General features: G+C 61.3%; 18 protein-coding genes. 3 read left to right on the top strand and 15 right to left on the bottom strand.

Going from position 1 to position 15,665, the window contains the following annotated elements; all coding sequences use genetic code 11:
- Positions 1–8: 8 nt before the first annotated feature.
- The 4 genes from QCE88_RS38500 to QCE88_RS38515 all read right to left on the bottom strand — a co-directional run bounded on the left by QCE88_RS38500 (position 9) and on the right by QCE88_RS38515 (position 4,450).
- Positions 9–1,259 carry an MFS transporter gene (locus tag QCE88_RS38500; protein WP_309911099.1) on the bottom strand — a complete coding sequence of 417 codons (1,251 nt, stop codon included), beginning with the start codon at positions 1,257–1,259 and terminating at the stop codon, positions 9–11.
- Between the two features lie 104 nt (positions 1,260–1,363).
- Complete coding sequence (locus QCE88_RS38505) at positions 1,364–2,329, bottom strand: PDR/VanB family oxidoreductase (protein WP_309911100.1); 966 nt, start codon at positions 2,327–2,329, stop codon at positions 1,364–1,366.
- A gap of 11 nt (positions 2,330–2,340) precedes the next feature.
- Positions 2,341–3,120, bottom strand: coding sequence for an SDR family NAD(P)-dependent oxidoreductase (locus QCE88_RS38510; protein WP_309911102.1), 780 nt, complete (start codon positions 3,118–3,120; stop codon positions 2,341–2,343).
- Positions 3,121–3,178: 58 nt separating this feature from the next.
- Positions 3,179–4,450, bottom strand: coding sequence for an aromatic ring-hydroxylating dioxygenase subunit alpha (locus QCE88_RS38515; protein WP_309911104.1), 1,272 nt, complete (start codon positions 4,448–4,450; stop codon positions 3,179–3,181).
- Between the two features lie 147 nt (positions 4,451–4,597).
- Between QCE88_RS38515 and QCE88_RS38520 the strand changes: the two genes are divergently transcribed.
- The 3 genes from QCE88_RS38520 (at position 4,598) to QCE88_RS38530 (ending at position 5,999) form a co-directional block, all read left to right on the top strand.
- Entirely contained in the window at positions 4,598–5,356 is a 759-nt protein-coding gene (locus tag QCE88_RS38520; RefSeq protein WP_309911106.1) for an IclR family transcriptional regulator, read from the top strand.
- A 92-nt stretch (positions 5,357–5,448) separates the two neighbouring features.
- Positions 5,449–5,721 (top strand): ribbon-helix-helix protein, CopG family, encoded by a 273-nt coding sequence (locus QCE88_RS38525; RefSeq protein WP_309911108.1) that lies wholly within the window; start codon positions 5,449–5,451, stop codon positions 5,719–5,721.
- On the top strand, positions 5,709–5,999 hold the full coding sequence (locus QCE88_RS38530; protein WP_309911109.1) for a type II toxin-antitoxin system RelE/ParE family toxin: 291 nt from the start codon (positions 5,709–5,711) through the stop codon (positions 5,997–5,999). The genes QCE88_RS38525 and QCE88_RS38530 overlap by 13 nt, the downstream gene beginning before the upstream one ends.
- A 62-nt stretch (positions 6,000–6,061) precedes the next feature.
- Here QCE88_RS38530 and QCE88_RS38535 read toward each other — a convergent pair whose 3' ends face one another.
- The 11 genes from QCE88_RS38535 to QCE88_RS38585 all read right to left on the bottom strand — a co-directional run bounded on the left by QCE88_RS38535 (position 6,062) and on the right by QCE88_RS38585 (position 15,555).
- On the bottom strand, positions 6,062–6,400 hold the full coding sequence (locus QCE88_RS38535; RefSeq protein WP_309911110.1) for a hypothetical protein: 339 nt from the start codon (positions 6,398–6,400) through the stop codon (positions 6,062–6,064).
- Positions 6,401–6,937: 537 nt separating this feature from the next.
- The gene (locus QCE88_RS38540) at positions 6,938–7,753 is read right to left on the bottom strand and encodes a hypothetical protein (RefSeq protein ID WP_309911111.1); all 816 of its coding nucleotides are present in this window, start codon (positions 7,751–7,753) and stop codon (positions 6,938–6,940) included.
- A complete protein-coding gene (locus QCE88_RS38545) occupies positions 7,750–7,935 on the bottom strand; it encodes a hypothetical protein (protein ID WP_309911113.1) in 186 nt (61 codons plus the stop codon). The genes QCE88_RS38540 and QCE88_RS38545 overlap by 4 nt, the downstream gene beginning before the upstream one ends.
- A gap of 92 nt (positions 7,936–8,027) precedes the next feature.
- Positions 8,028–8,414 (bottom strand): hypothetical protein, encoded by a 387-nt coding sequence (locus QCE88_RS38550; protein ID WP_309911114.1) that lies wholly within the window; start codon positions 8,412–8,414, stop codon positions 8,028–8,030.
- Between the two features lie 40 nt (positions 8,415–8,454).
- Positions 8,455–8,634, bottom strand: coding sequence for a hypothetical protein (locus tag QCE88_RS38555; protein WP_309911115.1), 180 nt, complete (start codon positions 8,632–8,634; stop codon positions 8,455–8,457).
- An 89-nt stretch (positions 8,635–8,723) separates the two neighbouring features.
- Positions 8,724–11,045 carry an SMC family ATPase gene (locus QCE88_RS38560; RefSeq protein WP_309911116.1) on the bottom strand — a complete coding sequence of 774 codons (2,322 nt, stop codon included), beginning with the start codon at positions 11,043–11,045 and terminating at the stop codon, positions 8,724–8,726.
- On the bottom strand, positions 11,033–11,581 hold the full coding sequence (locus QCE88_RS38565; protein ID WP_309911117.1) for a hypothetical protein: 549 nt from the start codon (positions 11,579–11,581) through the stop codon (positions 11,033–11,035). The genes QCE88_RS38560 and QCE88_RS38565 overlap by 13 nt, the downstream gene beginning before the upstream one ends.
- Positions 11,582–11,820: 239 nt before the next feature.
- Positions 11,821–13,215 carry a metallophosphatase family protein gene (locus tag QCE88_RS38570; RefSeq protein WP_309911118.1) on the bottom strand — a complete coding sequence of 465 codons (1,395 nt, stop codon included), beginning with the start codon at positions 13,213–13,215 and terminating at the stop codon, positions 11,821–11,823.
- Between the two features lie 82 nt (positions 13,216–13,297).
- Positions 13,298–13,780: an NADAR family protein gene (locus QCE88_RS38575; protein WP_309911120.1), complete on the bottom strand. Its 483-nt coding sequence runs from the start codon at positions 13,778–13,780 to the stop codon at positions 13,298–13,300.
- A 183-nt stretch (positions 13,781–13,963) separates the two neighbouring features.
- Positions 13,964–15,289, bottom strand: coding sequence for a hypothetical protein (locus QCE88_RS38580; RefSeq protein ID WP_309911122.1), 1,326 nt, complete (start codon positions 15,287–15,289; stop codon positions 13,964–13,966).
- Positions 15,286–15,555, bottom strand: coding sequence for a hypothetical protein (locus tag QCE88_RS38585; protein WP_309911124.1), 270 nt, complete (start codon positions 15,553–15,555; stop codon positions 15,286–15,288). The genes QCE88_RS38580 and QCE88_RS38585 overlap by 4 nt, the downstream gene beginning before the upstream one ends.
- Between the last annotated feature and the right edge of the window lie 110 nt (positions 15,556–15,665).

Consider the following 15,665-nt stretch of genomic DNA (forward strand, 5'->3'; position numbering starts at 1 on the left):
GCGAGGAATCAGATCTGCGCGATGCGCTTGCTGACGAACAGCATCGCCACGAGGCCGATGACCGGTCCGACCGCGAGCGTGAGCACGGCGAGCACGATGGAATGCGTTCCGCCATAAACGTGTCCGACTGCCAGCGGCGAAACCGCGCTGCCCATCTGCCAGATGGCGTTGGTCCAGCCCGCGCTGGCACCCGCCAGGCGTTTGCCGGATGCATCGCTGACTTGCGCCATCAGCACGGGCAAGTAGCCGTAGGAGAACGCACCCAGAATCGGCGCGACGATATAGAACTGCGTGACCGTCGAGCACATGCCGAACACCACCAGCGTGATGGCGAACGCGATCAGAACGAGAATGGACATGAGCCGCCGCGAAATGCCCGGCAAGTCGGAGATCCAGCCGAGCGTCGGCTTGGCAATCACCGCGCCGATCCCGAACGACGCGATGATCGATCCGGCCACGACCGGCGAGATGCCGTATTGCCGCGTCATCAGCGCATTGCCCCATGCGCCGAAGCCGACCGTCGCCCAGAGGCCGCCGCAGCCTGCAATCGACAGGAAGATCAGATTGCGATTGCGCAGAAGACCGAGCATCTCCTTTGCGCTGTTGCGTGCCGGTGCCCGCTCGCCGCCCGGCCGATTCTTCAGGAACAGCAGCGAGACGATGCCCCATGCGAAGGTCGCGATACCGAGCATGCGGAACGCGCTCGACCAGCCGTACTGCGCGGAGATCGTCGGGACGATCGCGTTGGCCAGCACCACCGCGAGCGAGGTCGCCGTCGTGTAGAGGCCCATCGCCCGGCCCCGGTCGCGCGTGAACCATGCGGGAATCACTTTCATCCCGGCGGAGTAGTCGGCGCCGGCGGCGAAGCCCATCGCCAGTTGAATCAGAATACCCACGCTCAGCGACGTGGTCTCGCCGAAGAAGAAGGTGAAGACGCCGAGCGGCAGCAAGGCGAGCGTCATCATCGCGCGGCCGCCGAGATAGTCCGTCAGCATGCCGCCGATGATGTTCGCGACCACATAGCCCGCATAGAACGCCGTCACGAACGCGCCGAGCAGCGACACCTCGATGCCGAGCGACGCGCCGACCGGCGCCGCGACCGTGCTCCATGCCACGCGATCGACATAGCTGAGCAGGAACGCCGCCCAGACGATGAACAGCGCGACCCAGCGATAAGGGCTCGCCTCCGTTTCGCCCGCGTTCGACGCGGACCAGTCCGCGCCCGTTGCGTCACGCGTAGACGCCAGGTTTTTTTCCACGACTCCTCCATGCGGGGCGTGCGATGGCCGCCCCATTCTTGTTTCAGTTCGACATCCGGCGCGCAGGGGCCGGGCGTGTATTGCGGGATAACGGGACTGCGATGCTACAGATCCAGCACGAGCCTGCTTGTCTTCGAGCGCGAACAGCACGGCAGGAACCGATCGTTGCGCGCCTGTTCCTCGGGCGACAGAAACAAGTCCCGATGTTCCGGCTCGCCATCGATCACGCGCGTGATGCAGGTTCCGCAGATGCCCTGCTCGCAGGAGACCGGGATATCGACACCGGCATCGGCCAGCGCCTGCGTCACGGTGCGATCCGCGGGAATCGGCACGAGCTTGTTGCTGCGCGCGAGACAGACTTCGAAGGCGCCGTCGCACGAGGTGTCGACAGCGGGCGCCGCGAAAAACTCGTAATGCAGCCGATGCTCCGGCCATGCGTTCGCGCGCGCCGCGTCGAGCACGGCGTTCATGAAACCTTGCGGACCGCAGACATAGAGATGCGTGTCCGGCGTGGCGTCTTTCAGCAGCGTGTCGAGATGCAGACGTTGCTGCTCGGCTTCATCGTCGAAATGCAGTTGCACGCGTGGCGCCCACGGCGCGTTCGCGAGCCGTTCGAGAAACGCAGCGCGTGCACGCGAGCGCGCGCAGTAGTGCAATTCGAACGCTTCGCCGTCGCGGTCGAGGTGTTGCGCCATGCACAGCAGCGGCGTCAGGCCGATGCCGCCCGCCAGCAGCACATGCTTCGCCGCCCCGCTTGCCAGCGCGAAGTGATTGCGCGGCACGCTGACGCGCAATTCGTCGCCTTCGCGCACGGCGTCGTGCATGCCGGCGGAACCGCCGCGCGACTCCGCTTCCCGCAGCACGGCAATCTGATAGCGCGACGGTTCGTACGGCGCGCTCAGAATCGAGTATTGCCGCACGAGTCCGGTCGGCAGATGCACGTCGATGTGCGCGCCCGCATCGAACGCGGGCAAGTCGCGCCCGTCGAGACTCGCGAGTTCGAAACTCACGATGTCATCGGCTTCTGCAGTGCGCCGCGCCACGCGCACGGTCATGGTGGATTCGCTCATGACGGCTGCCCTCACATGATCGAGAGGCCGCCGTCGACCATCAGCGTGGTGCCGGTGATGAACGAAGCTTCGTCGCTCGCGAGCCAGAGAATCGGCAACGCGACTTCCTCCGGAGCGGCCCATCGGCCGATCAACGACGTGTCCTGGCGCTGTGTTTTCAGCGCTTCGACGCTCTTGCCGGCGGCCTGCGCTCGATTGACGTGGAAGTCCGTCAGCGTGGAGCCCGGGCAGATCGCGTTGGCGCGCACGCCGTGCGACGCTTCTTCGAACGCGAGCGTACGCGTCATGGCGAGCATGCCCGCCTTGGTGGCATCGTAAAGACCCATGCCCTTGCGTCCCGTCACCGCATAACACGACGATACGTTGACGATCGCGCCCGACCCGGCCCGGCGCAGGAACGGCAATGCCGCCTTGCAGTAGTTCGAGGTACCGACCAGGTTCACCGAGACCATGCTCTGCCATTCTTCCGGCGTGGCATCGGCAAGTGCGCTGTAGTTGCGCATCGCCGCGTTGTTGACGAGCACGTCGAGCCTGCCGAACGTGCTCACGGCGAGTTCCGCCGCCTGGGCAGCCTGTTCTGCGTTCGCGACATCGGCTTCGAATGTCTCGACGCGCGCAGCGGGATCGCGGCTCAGCAGATCGTCGACGACTCTGGCGAGCGCCTGCAGATTCGCATCGACGAGCACGACCGCCGCGCCTTCGTCGCAGAACACGCGTGCGGTCGCGGCGCCTATGCCGCCTCCGCCGCCCGTGATCAGCACGACCTTGTCTTTCAGTCTTGGAGCTTGCATCTCACGCCGGCATGACGCCGGCCTCCTTGTACGGATGAACGTCGAGCGTGCCGCTCGTCTAGATGGAGTAGATCGGCTGGCCCTTGCCATCCGAGAGATGGATGACCGCCCATTCCTGCGGCTTCTGATCGCGCGGCAACAAGGCGCCCGCCGCGCGCACGCGCTGCTGGTTGGCATCGAGCGCGGGCGGATCGGTTTCGGCCTGCAAGGCGGTGGCCGCATCGAACAACATGCGTCGAGCCATGACGATGGCGCGATCCGTGGGCAGCAGCTTCTCCCTGCTGTGGTCCTGAATGGGCCCCATGCTTTCCTGCAGCGACGCGTCCTGCATCGCGAAGCCGAACACGCCGGAATACGCGCGCTTGTCCTTTTGCGCCTGACGGTCGATCAGATACTCGTTGTCCTTGTTCGCCTTCGGACGGAACGTGCCCGGCTCGTACTCGCAGTGAATGCCCTTGCCCGCGTTCAGGTCGTTCATTTCTTCCTCGGACAGCGCACGGTCGGGACGGAAGTTGATGCTCCAGGCCCAGCAGGTGTGATCGTCGATCGGCACCCACACGTGGCCGGCCAGCGAATGGTCGCCGAACGGCGGAATCAGCGTGTACCACGGGAACAGGTACTGCGTGATGCGCCAGTAGTAGGAATCCGGTTCGCCATTGCGGCGGCCGAAGAGCGTGAGCCCAAACGGCTGCTTTTCGATTTCGAAGATGACGTTGCCGTCGGCCTTGATGTAGTCGAGCGCCTTGGTGCCCTGATGCATCGGGTCTTCATCGACTTCATAGCGATGCACGTAGGACACGTGACTCGTGTCGATACCGCCTTCCATCGCCTGCAGATAGTTGGAGTCCTGAAGGCGCTTGGACACGAAAACCTGGTCCGCCGGCAGGTTGCACCATTCGAGGTCCGGCGGCGCCGGCTGCTTGTCCTTCGGGCCCATGTAGGCCCACACGATGCCCGCGCGCTCGATGCACGGATACGCCTTGATCCCCATGTGCTTGCACGCCTGCGGTGCCGAAGGCACTTCGACACAGTTGCCGTTCCGGTCGAACTTGAGACCGTGATACGAGCAGCGGATGCCGTTCTCCTCGTTGCGCCCGAAGTAGAGCGACACGCCGCGATGCGAGCAGAACTCGTCGATCAACGCGGGATGGCCTTCCGTGTCGCGGAACGCCAGCAGCTTCTCGCCGAGGATCTGCACGCGCACCGGCGGACAGTCAGGCTCCGCGACCTCGCTGGCCAGCAGGACCGGCACCCAGTAGCGGCGCATCAGGTTGCCCATCGCGGTGCCGGGACCCGTGCGCACCAGCGTTTCCGACATGTTCTTGTCCATGCTCAAACTCCGAATCGTATGTGAGGTTGTCCGTCTGATGAGACTGTGATTTCATTCTACGGACAAGCCGCATAAAATTCAAGCGTTGCCGGATAGGGGATTTCTCTACAATGGCGCTGACGGCACGCGCCAAAGGACACGAGAAAAATGGAAGAAAAGAAGGCGCACGAGAGCGTTCGTGCAGTTGAGCGGGCGCTGGAGATACTGCTGGCGTTCAGACCGGGAGATAAATCGCTGACTGTCGCGGAGTTGCTCACGCGGGTGAATCTGAGCCGTCCGACGTTGTATCGGCTCTTGAATACGCTCGAGCAGGCGGGATTTCTGGCGTCGTCCGGAGAGCCGCAGCGTTTTCATCTGGGAAGCTCGGTCGCGCAGCTCGCGCATGTCTGGCTGAGCGATCAGCGCATCGCGGAACTCGCGCAGCCGGTGCTGCAAGGTCTGCGGGACGCGACATCGGAGACCGTTGCGCTATTCGTCCCGGACGGGACGTATCGGCTGTGCGTAGCGGAACTGGAGAGCAATCAGCCGCTCAGCTTCCGGCGCGGCGTCGGATATCGGGAAAAGCTGGTGCGCGGCGCGAGCGGCCGTTCGATTCTGTCGCAGATGAACCTGTCGACTGAGGAGTTGCGCGGCTATCTCGTCGAACCCGGCCAGGACCTTTCCGCGCTCGTCAGCGACATGGAACGGATTCGCGCCGAAGGCTTTGGCACGAGTCATCACGAGTTGATCGAAGGCGCCGTCGCCGTGGCGGCGCCGTTCTTCAACGGCGCGAATCAGGTTGCGGGGTCGCTCTGCATTTTTGGTCCGAGCGTGCGTGTCGATGAGCCGCGCGTCGCGCAATTCGGAGCATTGCTCAACGCCGCAACGGCAGAACTATCTCGACTGCTCGGCAAGAAAAACTTTTGAATCTGCATCCGCGATGGCGGCAGGTATCGGCAACGTCGAGCACCCGCATCGTGTAGTATCAACAAGTAATACCTGTTGATATTGGGGGTCACATGGCTACAACTGTTAAGCTCGATGATGAACTGAAAGATCGCGTGCAACGTTTGGCTGGCTTACGTGACCGCTCAGCTCATTGGATCATGCGGGAAGCGATCAAACAGTATGTGGAACGAGAGGAACAGCGCGAAGCATTTAAACAAGATGCGAAGCGTGCTTGGGACGAGTATCAGGCTGATGGCTTGCATGTCACGGCTGCTGAGGCGGACGCGTGGCTTTCCCAGCTTGAGGCGGGTGAAGATGTGGAGCCGCCTAAGTGTCACGACTAATCTGGGCCCCATCTGCACTCAGTGATATACAACGTTTGTACCGTTTCCTTTTGCCAAGAAGTCCGAGCGCCGCACGACGCGCTGCACAGGTGATTCGTGCGGGGGTGAAAGTACTTGCCGAGCAACCGCATGTAGGCAGGTCAGTAGAAGACATGGACACGGCCTTTCGCGAATGGCCTATCGAATTCGGCGACAGCGGGTATATCGCGTTGTATCATTTTGATGGAGAGACAGCGACTATTCTTGCCGTTCGCCATCAAAAAGAGGCGGGCTACTGAGCGGATCGAGAGCGCGAATCGGTCCAGTCTCGTGCATTTTCAATAATAGCCCTTTAGCGAAGCTACGAATACGACTTGAAAGAATAGCCGCCGGAAATTCGCCAGCCGATACTGTTCCAATCCGAAAGCACTAACAAACTGCCTTCATAGGGGACCCGCGTAAGTGTGAGCGATTGCGGAACCGGCCCATCCGAGATGTCGAGGTGCGCGGAGCTGATATCAGGCGTTGCGGTCAAGGTCGGAATTTGTGAATAGCCCGAATCGAGGCGCGCGGCGCCGATGACGTCCGGGAAGGTTTGCGCAACAGCGGATGGCGCGTCTGTGGTAACGAAGAGAAAGAAGAAAATCTGGGCCGCAAGGACCTGCATAACCCTACGGCCACATCGTGCCGAAAATTGCATGCGGAGTTCTCGCCGCTTCGGCAAGAGTGTACGCGCCAGACGGCCAATGTAACCCATTCAAGCCATTTTGTGCCGCCTGCCCAACCCTGCATCCAGATCAACAACGTGATTCGGCTATTCTGCTTCGTATAGGTGCCCCGCCATTCCTTTCCCCCACGATTGCAGCAAAATTCAACGACGTCGTCACACAGCCCCGTCTGCTTCAACGGGGCCGATGCTTAAACGGTTTGACGATCTTCGATTTCCCGGACGTCTAATCCGCACAACCGCGCCATGCATGCGTAAAGCGCATCTGACGATCGGGATAGGGGCAGGCCTCACGGCCCGACCCCTCCCACACCACCGTGCGTACGGGTCCGTACACGGCGGTTCGGATAGGCGCATCTCAGACTATGGCCTTGTTCGATGTATCGCTGCATGACGCTGATCGCAGCTTCCATCTTGATTAAGATTTCGCTTTCCATATCCGCTTCAGAAAAAGGCAGGAGCGACCCTTTCGGGGATGCGGTCCCGAAAGGGTTAAAGATTGATGGTTCGTTAAATAAACAGGTCGGCTGTCGCCCTTTGCGCCTCTTCGAGGCCGTCGTGCGCTGCGGCAAACATATCTGCTTGCCGTGTTGCTCGATCCAGCCGAGGAAGCGTCTTCGCGTACCGGCTCACGCTAGTACCGTCGAAGCTGTCGGCACCGGCGGCCGCGCAGATGCGGATGCGCCGCGCCGAGTTCACGCGACCGACGTGCAAGTAGCAGTGACGCCGTCGCGCGAGGGATCCCCAGACGGGTGCGGTCTGCTCTTTCCACTCTGTCGAACCGCCAATGAAAATGCCGACAGCAGGCGAAAGAAGCGAAGCGAGGTCGTCGACCCGCATACCGTTCTGAACTGCGATCAGCATCCAGCACGGCATCCCGCGAAGTCGTTCGAGCCACTTCAACGAGTGGTCGAGCGAGGCCATCCCGCCCATGACGATGTCCGGAAGGACAAGCCAATCGGTCCGCTCGCCAAGCCGTTCGACAGCAACAGAAAACGCGTGCTCGTCGAAGGGCTGGCCTTGCTGGTGCGCGGTCCAAGCGCCGTTATCCAACGCGTAGCGATCGAAGCCCTCGGTACGCAACTCGCCCTTAGCCGAGACCAACAAGCGCCAGTCGGCGCCCTTCAGTGCGGCCAGGTTGCGGCGGGTGCCGGTGTGACTCGCGTATCCGACGAGCGGCTGCCGATGCATGGCGATCCGCTCTTCAATTTCCGGGTCATCGTCAGCAGATCCGTCGACTCCGTAGTACTCGGCATACGACATGAACACTTGCGCATAGCCGGTCTTCTGGCCACTGGCGTATTGCTCCAGCCACGGCGGTGTCATTGGCGCACCCCGTTTTGAGGTTGCACTCTGCCGCCGATGATCAGGAAGACCTTCGTATCGACGTTCCGGACCCACGGGCGAACTTCACCCGCGTACGTCGCGGTGCCGGCGATGTAGTCAATCGCCGCTTCGAGGTTGGGAAACTGCTCGGGCGATGCGCCTAGCTTGGCTGCTTCAAACATGAGAACACTCCACACAAAGAAATACGGAGCGACCCGAGCGGGCCGTTTGCCCGCAAGGGTTGAGAAAAAAATTGGACAGCGATTTGTGCCACTTACTCGATCAGCTTGACGCTCTGCCACCAGCGACAGCCCGAAGGCAGGTCTCTGACGAAAGCGAAGGTTTCCGCCTCGTCGCGCGTGAGCTCGATCACCCGGCCCTTCAATATGGCCGTCTGGAGATAGACGACATTTGCGAGGGCGAGCGCGCCGTGCTGTTCGGCTACGCCGGTGAGCGTTTCGACGGCATCGAGGAGTTCGACATGAAACTGCTTGGCGTCAGCGGCGAGCCGAAGTGATACATCCGCTTTGCCGATTGCGCCCAATACCGCATGGCACTGAGCTTGCGGGTCGTCAGGTCCGTACTGCTCGGGTTTGATCCAGTTTCGGACCACCATGTCGTTCAGTACGTCGTCAACGAAATCAGTGCAGGAATAGGCCATGGAAAGCTCCAGTCAAGAAGTGGAAGAGAATGAGCCGGTGTCAGATGCGACGCAGACGGCCGGTATCGAACGCGGACGCGCGCCGCAGGTCCGGCGGCCGCGGCGGTTGCGATTGCGCAGTGGCCGGTGCGGCTTGCTGCGTTGGCGGCTGGTGACGCACCGCGTTCGAATGAGACGGACTGCCGGCTGCCGCGAGCAGCAGCATCAAAAGGTTTGCCATAGTGGATAGCGCCGAAGGGCGCGAGGAAATGAAAGAGGAACAAGAAGTGCCCCTTGTGGGCGCGACTCCCCACAAGGGTTAATAGAAAATCAGGCGGCAAGCGCCTGTACGTCGATGACTGCGTCGGCGTCTGCCACAAGGTCGGGCGTCTGCGAGATGAAGAACTCCCGCTGATACCCGCCTTGGCGCAACACCTCGCGCTTCATTCGCATGAACTGCACTTTGCGCTCGGGATCGAGCGGGCCGTCTGACTCGTCGCTGAACAAGGTCTGATACGGCTGACCGGTGTTCTCCGCGAGATAGAGCGCGATGCCCCGCGTGAGGCACTCGTTGATCCAGACCTTCTGACCACCGGACATGACGGAGACCGACTTGCTGCTGTCGGACTCGGCGTCGTGAACGAGGATCTCGAAGCCCTCGCGCAATTCACCGCTTGCGAGCGTGCGCTGCGTGCGGATCTCAACGGTGAAGCGCATGCCGTAGCACGCGAGCAATAGCTCGTTGACGGTGTGCGTCAGCGCTGGACCCGCGTCATCGATGGTCAACGCGATCACGCCGCCGTTGCCCGAGCCCTTAGCCAGCAGCTTCCAATGAGCAATTTCGTCGGAGAGGCGATCGGCACGAGACTGCGTGGCCGAGAACTTCTCCAACTCCAGCGCCAGGGCTTCCGCTTCGGCCTGCAACACACTCTGCGCGCGGATCGATTGCTCGATTCGACCATCCAGTGCCGCGACGGTCTCCCGGTTCGCTGCGATGTCGCGATCAAGCTTCGCAATCGCTACCGTAACGTCGACCGAAGCGAGTCGCCCGACCTCCTTGGCAATGCGAGCAAGCTCCGCTTCCATACGCGTCTTTTCAGACTGGTACTTCGCGGTCCGTGCCGTACTCTCTTCAGTGATCGATCGCAACTCCGCTTGCGCGGCCTCAAGTCCAGATACGGCGGCATCGAGCAATGGCTTCGTCGCAGCAAGCTCAGCCGCCGCCTGCAGTGCACGGCGAAGCTGCGCGGCAGCATCGGTGATGGCGAGCATCTCGACGCGCTTCGCCGCCAACTCAGCCGGCACGAGCGCCAAGGCTTCGGCCTGCGCTTTCTTCTCGCGATACTCCGCGCGAAGATTCGCCACCGAAACACGCTGCACCTCCGCTTGCTCTTTCGCTTGAAAGGCTTGTGCGAGCAGCGGACATTGCGCATGCATTGAATGACCGACGCACGGCACCTGCTCCGCCACCGATGCCTGCTTGCTCAACGTATCGAAGTGCGCGGCTTTCGTCGTGCCCTGGTTCATCAAGCTGGTAAGCGTTGCATCGAGCGTCGTCAACGTAGCGCGTTTGACCTCCAAATCGGCGATGTCGCGCTGCAGGGGAACAAACCTCGCTTCCTCGCGCGCAATCGCCAACTCGGCCTCCTCGCGCTTCGCCGCCGCACCGAGGACCGCCTCGCGGCGAGCCAGCGTTGCTTGGTGCGTGGCCACGGTTCGACTCATCACGGAAACGCGCTGTTGGCAGCGGACCGCTGCCGCTTGCTCGTCGTCGGCTGCACTTCTAAGGGCACGCCCCAAGTCGTCGCGGCGCACGCCCAGCTCTCGCAGGCGCGCTTCGGTCGTGGCCGATTCGCTCTGCTTGGCCGCGAGCGTCGCCCGCTCTTGAGTCAGCTTGCTCGCCTGCTCAAGCGCGGCATCGCGTCGCTCACGGGCGGCACGCAAGGTGTTGCCCTGCGCGACGATGGTCTGCTCAGCGTCTGCTTTGCGTTGCCGCTTTCCGGCAAGCGTACCAAGCTCAGACTGGATGCCCTCAAGCGACTTGCCAAGCACCTTCGCGACATCAGCGGCCTTCGCCGACAATGCCTTTAGGTGGTCGATGCCAAGGAGTTCAGCCAGCAGCGTCTTGATTTCGCCCGCACCGTAGGACGCGAGCGGCCGCCGGTTCTGAGCCGAGAACACGCTCGTGAAGAACGTTTCCAACGAACCGTTGATCGCCTCGACACAGCGGTTATACGACTCCGCCTTGCCGTCCGACACCGTTCCGTCAGGCAGCGACACCGGGCGCCACGTACCGTCGACGCCGCGATAGGCAAGGTAGTACTCCGCCTTGCCTGTCTTGCCGGGCTTGCGAAAGGTGAAGGACGAGCGATAGCGGATGCCGTCATGCTCCCATTCGAGTTCCTTCAACGCGCTGATGCCACAGATGTGATCCCAGTACGAGAAGGCGTCGACCGACAGCTTCGACGCTCGCGACGGCATGATCGGATACGGGTGTAAGTTGTCCATGATCGTTGTCTTGCCCGCCCCGTTAGGGCCGGTCAAGGCGATCAGGCCATCCGGCAACGCCTCCAAATCCAGCGTGACGCTGTCGCGTTTCATGCCATCGCGCACGCCAACGAAGCCTTCCAGTGTCAGTTTCAGAGGCCGCATGACACGTCCTCCGATACGCTCATCGATGCAGACATCGCTGCCATCTGCGAATAGAACGCGTCGTCATCCTCGTTGGGAAACGGCTCGTTCATCACAACAGACGGCACAGACTGCAGCGCTGCTTTGGGCGCTTGAAGCGTTCCGTCTAGTGCGGCCGCCACGTCGTCGCAGACTCTGCTGAACTCGCGACGCGCGTTTGTCAGAAGCTCGGACCAACCGCTATGCCCGGTGAGGCTACGGATCTCGGCAGTAGACCACTGGCTTGCATAGCCTTCCTGGTAGGACCAGAGAAGGTGCTGCATTTCAACGGTCGGCGTGACGGCGATTTCACAGGTGCCAGGCGTCGTAGCGATCAGCAACAGTGTCTGACCGAACTGCGCCAGTACCGCGCCGCGGTGTTGACCGAACGGCTGATGCTGAATCGCAGCGGTAAAGCCGGCGAAATCGACTAATGACTTTTGAAGATCACGCGATGAGCAGTCGCCGAGTGCAAAGGTGCGAACCCAGTTCGGGCCAGCGGGATAAAGACCAAACATGATGCACTCCGTTATGGTGGGCGGAATGCGGCCCCGATAGGGATCGCTCCCCGCCAGGGTGAAAGAAAAGATGAACTGCTACAGAAAGGTCCTGCCACTACTAGTCGATGCGTCAAAAACGCGGTGAAACCTCTGTTTCGATAGCGACGATCAAAATCGGCTATCGGAACACGGCTCGCGTGTCCACGCGAAGGAGCCATACTGGCCTCCTTTGCATGAGCGGCTACTTCATTTGCTAATTAAACCGCGAACAAATCGTCGTTGAGCCACGAAAGCTGACTTGCCGAAGCCGACTCGACAATTTCCACCGTCGCATCGGGCATGGGCAGTGCATCGTCGCCAACATCACTATCCGGAGCTACGTGGGTTGTCACCGGCGCAGGCTCGGATATGCTCGACAATCCGTCAGCGTCGCTCAGTCGCGCCAGCACGCCAGCGGCGATTGCCTCCGCGTCCCCGGTTTCCAACAGTTGCAGCCGGTCAAGCAACGGCGCCGGATCAACATCAGCGTGCTCGCACCAACGCTCGAGCTTTCGGTCAATCGACGTTTCGAGGCTGATGCCTTGGGCGCGTGACCGGACGACGGGAAGAATGCGAGCTTCGACCTTCAGCTCGGCCGCGTTGCCGAACAGCGCCGTGATCGCGTCGCGGTCCACTGACTGTTTGTGCTCTTCGTCGACCTGCCAACGAATTCGCACGAACTTGTCGGTCGCATCGAGCGCGATTGCCGTCAGGCGTTGCATGTCGGGTGGTCCGTCAAAGTCGACGCAGATCGTCTGCCGAGACGGCGTCACGACCAGATCAGCATGCGCGCTTCCCACCTCGACATTCCACATGAGGAATCCCTTGTCGCCTTCCTCACCGTAGTGGAATCGGCCGATCGAACCGGGATACGCCACGACGCGCCCCGCTCGCTCCCACTGCTGTGCTTTATGGATGTGCCCAAGCATGAACGCATCGCATTCGGCCTCGAACAGACTGCCAAGCGAAAACTCATGATCAAACCCTGCCATCGTCACACCGTGCTCGGTCGTACAACCGTTGACCGTGCCGTGTGAAACCCCGACAGTCCGGATGCCTGCGGCACGAAGCTGCTGGTTGACGCGCCCTGCTGCGGCGAGATAGTCGCCCAGCACGGCTTCAACACCCGTCCCAGCTTCCTTGGCACCAACAGCGACCGCCAGCGCCCCCTTATTGACCGTGGGCAGACATGTGAACACGACATCAGCGCCGATTGCCAGGACCTCGCGCAGCTCGTCGTCCGAGAACTGCGGGCCGTCCGAGGGGTAGAACCGCCCCTCGTGCAGGCTTACCTGCTGCACGCGTTCCGCAACATAGATCTGATGCGTCGTTGCCATCAATTCGAAGTTGCGCAGCGTGCCCGGAGGCTCATGGGAGAACGTGCCCTGCAGCATTAATATCGGCATGCTGCCGCTCAGCCCATTGATGCGCCGAGCAAGGCGATTCAACGAAGGCGCATGGGCGTCGAGACGATGGTCCGTCGCGTCGCCCGAGATCAACGCAACATCGGCGTGCGCGAGCACGGCGTGGTCGATGGCAAAGCCAAAGCAGCGATCCGACTCTTCGACGTTTCCGGGCGCATAGTGCAAGTCAGAAAAATGAGCGATTTTCAAAGTCGCCTCCTATAAATGAAAGAGGCCACCCGAAGGCAGCCAGTAAGTGTCGATGCGCGACGAAGGCGCGTTCGGAAGACGTTTAGGAACTGAGCGTGTCGCGAACTTTCATCAGTGCTTGGCCAAGTAGGTTCTGGCCGCGCCACTTCGATTTGTCCGTGATGTCAGGATGATGCTCGCCTAAGCCCACGCCCCAGATCAGATCGTAGGGACTGGCTTCGACGAGCTCGGTCGGTGCGGTTGCGAGCAACAACGTCCGCAGGCCCGGATGCTGTGCGAACTTCTCACGGCATCCGACGTAGACGATCGACTCGCGCTTAGCCTTCCACGTATCGAGGTCGAAGCCTCTGACCTTGCGGCCAAGCGCTTTTTGCTCTTTCGGGAGATGTGTGGCGAGGACAGCTTGTGCAATGTCCTCGTCGCCGAACAGCTTGGCGTTGGAGAACATCATGAACTGTTCCACCGACACAAAATCGACGTCATGGTAAGTAAAACGGCACGGGTGCCAGTTACTAAAAGCGTCCTCCGCGCCGAAGAACAGCGTGAAGTTGCCGACTCTACGCATTGGAAGCTCCTTCGCGTGAACAAGTAGATGGGGCCGCCGAAGCGGACGAATTCGATGCGCAGGTACAGCGCGGTCGAAAACATTTAAGCAAGCGGTTCTTGCTGAAATGCTCTCATGCGCGAGCGAGAGAAGCAGTGAGACACCGGAGAAAGGATGCCAGCCCCCGGAGGGGACTGGCCAAGGTTAGACGTAGGCAGCTTGTGCAATCGCGTCCTGAATTTCGACATCGAGCGAGGCGGGATCGTCGAGCGCGTTCTTGAGACGCGCATTCATCGCATCTACATCAGCGATGCGTTCGATCCAACCGCGACCGTAAGTCTGGTGCGCGTACTTGCGAAAGCCGTTCTGTCGTTCCGGCTGACTGAGGCCCAGACGATGCAGCAGGTCCGACATGCGGTGACGCTTCTCGTCCAATGTCTCGTCGGGATCCGGCGAGTCGTCGTCGTGATCATCGGCGCCGTCGATGCGCGATGATCCGCCATCGCCTGTCAGTGCTTCCCCGGTCTGCTGCTCTGGCTGAAGGAGCGGATCGCCGATCGACTGTACCGCTCCGTCCGACTCCAGCAGCGCCACTGCACGACTGGCAGCATCGAGCGCCGGTTGAGCCTCGTCCGCGCCATCCAGCAGCGCGCCTAGGTCGATGTCGGCGTCGAGCACCGTCAACGTCTGCTTCTGACGCACGGCCTGGCCGTTGTCGTCAATCCGCGTGATGTCAAACTCTTTTTTCGAGAGCCAGAAGCGTGTGCCGGTGAGCCTGCCGCGCGCCAATGCCACGGTCTGCATCGCCGAATACGCCTTCTGCAGCACGTAGATTGAGTTGGTCGGCAGCTCGATCAGTCCAAGCCCTTTCACATCGGGAACTGCAAACAAGAAGTTTGCGGTTAGGTTGCACTTGCGGTCCTGATACTGCGGACAGACGTGAGGATCACAGACGCCATCGGGAATGTCGTCGTCTTGCCGGTGAACGATCAGTCGCCCACCGAAGGATCGCCGCGCCCGTTGTGCGCGTGCGTTGCGCTCGACCGGTGCGTACGTCTTGCAATAGCGTTTGCCGTCGCGGTCGTACTCCGAGAAGTACTGTCGCCCGGTTGTCGTGTACGCGGCCATCTGATTCGGCACGTTGCACAGCCAGTCGTCGAACGCGAACATGATCGGGAACCGGTATAGCCGCAACCCCTGCCCGCGATTCTCGCCATAAAGTCGCAGGATCTCGTCGGCTGTGTCCGGATTGGAAAAGTCGGACCGTCTACAGACGAAGTAATCGACGTTTCTGGGAATCAGCGCGTTCCGAAGCTTCAGCGACGTTTCGAGCAGCTTGCCGATGGCTTCGAACGACTCGCCCGCAGCGACCATGTCGTTGTAGAGCTTGACGGCTTTTTCGTTGGACTGGTGCGCCCGCGTGAGCACTTTGATACCGGGGCGAATCTTGCCGATCGTGGGCGGGCGGATCGCTCGCTCTTCGACAAGACTGCGCGGGGCGTGATCGAACATCTGAACAACGGCGTTCATGACGATTTCCTTGCGAGAAAGAAAATGGCGTTGGTCCGCAGGGTGTCGGCCTGAGATTGCATCTCTCGGGCCGCAGCGCTGCCGCGACGTTCGCTTACGGTGTGAATGAAGACGGAACGCTCGGCGTCGCTGAACATCGCGACCCGGGCAACTTCACAGCGCGCGCGCCAAACTGACGACGTCGTGTCCGCTTGCTCGCGCTCGGTTTCGATTTGATGCTTGATAGCCTCAGCAATGCGCTGGTTGAGGCGGTCGGGCAACAGCATGAACAGCACCTCCGTTGAGAAAGGTCCGTCGCGGGGAGCGACAGACAAAAAAAAGCCCGCTCCGGTGAGGGGGCGAGCTTCGTGAAATCGATAGAGAGGGAGACCTACGC

It is taken from the genome of Caballeronia sp. LZ035, from assembly GCF_031451175.1.
Classification (GTDB): Bacteria; Pseudomonadota; Gammaproteobacteria; order Burkholderiales; family Burkholderiaceae; genus Caballeronia.

Bases quoted from the DNA above. Each gene is read 5' to 3' on its own strand.
- QCE88_RS38505 (WP_309911100.1), bottom strand. From the start codon at position 2,329: ATGAGCGAATCCACCATGACCGTGCGCGTGGCGCGGCGCACTGCAGAA.
- QCE88_RS38510 (WP_309911102.1), bottom strand. From the start codon at position 3,120: ATGCAAGCTCCAAGACTGAAAGACAAGGTCGTGCTGATCACGGGCGGC.
- QCE88_RS38515 (WP_309911104.1), bottom strand. From the start codon at position 4,450: ATGGACAAGAACATGTCGGAAACGCTGGTGCGCACGGGTCCCGGCACC.
- QCE88_RS38520 (WP_309911106.1), top strand. From the start codon at position 4,598: ATGGAAGAAAAGAAGGCGCACGAGAGCGTTCGTGCAGTTGAGCGGGCG.
- QCE88_RS38525 (WP_309911108.1), top strand. From the start codon at position 5,449: ATGGCTACAACTGTTAAGCTCGATGATGAACTGAAAGATCGCGTGCAA.
- QCE88_RS38535 (WP_309911110.1), bottom strand. From the start codon at position 6,400: ATGCAATTTTCGGCACGATGTGGCCGTAGGGTTATGCAGGTCCTTGCG.
- QCE88_RS38540 (WP_309911111.1), bottom strand. From the start codon at position 7,753: ATGACACCGCCGTGGCTGGAGCAATACGCCAGTGGCCAGAAGACCGGC.
- QCE88_RS38545 (WP_309911113.1), bottom strand. From the start codon at position 7,935: ATGTTTGAAGCAGCCAAGCTAGGCGCATCGCCCGAGCAGTTTCCCAAC.
- QCE88_RS38550 (WP_309911114.1), bottom strand. From the start codon at position 8,414: ATGGCCTATTCCTGCACTGATTTCGTTGACGACGTACTGAACGACATG.
- QCE88_RS38555 (WP_309911115.1), bottom strand. From the start codon at position 8,634: ATGGCAAACCTTTTGATGCTGCTGCTCGCGGCAGCCGGCAGTCCGTCT.
- QCE88_RS38560 (WP_309911116.1), bottom strand. From the start codon at position 11,045: ATGCGGCCTCTGAAACTGACACTGGAAGGCTTCGTTGGCGTGCGCGAT.
- QCE88_RS38565 (WP_309911117.1), bottom strand. From the start codon at position 11,581: ATGTTTGGTCTTTATCCCGCTGGCCCGAACTGGGTTCGCACCTTTGCA.
- QCE88_RS38575 (WP_309911120.1), bottom strand. From the start codon at position 13,780: ATGCGTAGAGTCGGCAACTTCACGCTGTTCTTCGGCGCGGAGGACGCT.
- QCE88_RS38580 (WP_309911122.1), bottom strand. From the start codon at position 15,289: ATGAACGCCGTTGTTCAGATGTTCGATCACGCCCCGCGCAGTCTTGTC.
- QCE88_RS38585 (WP_309911124.1), bottom strand. From the start codon at position 15,555: ATGCTGTTGCCCGACCGCCTCAACCAGCGCATTGCTGAGGCTATCAAG.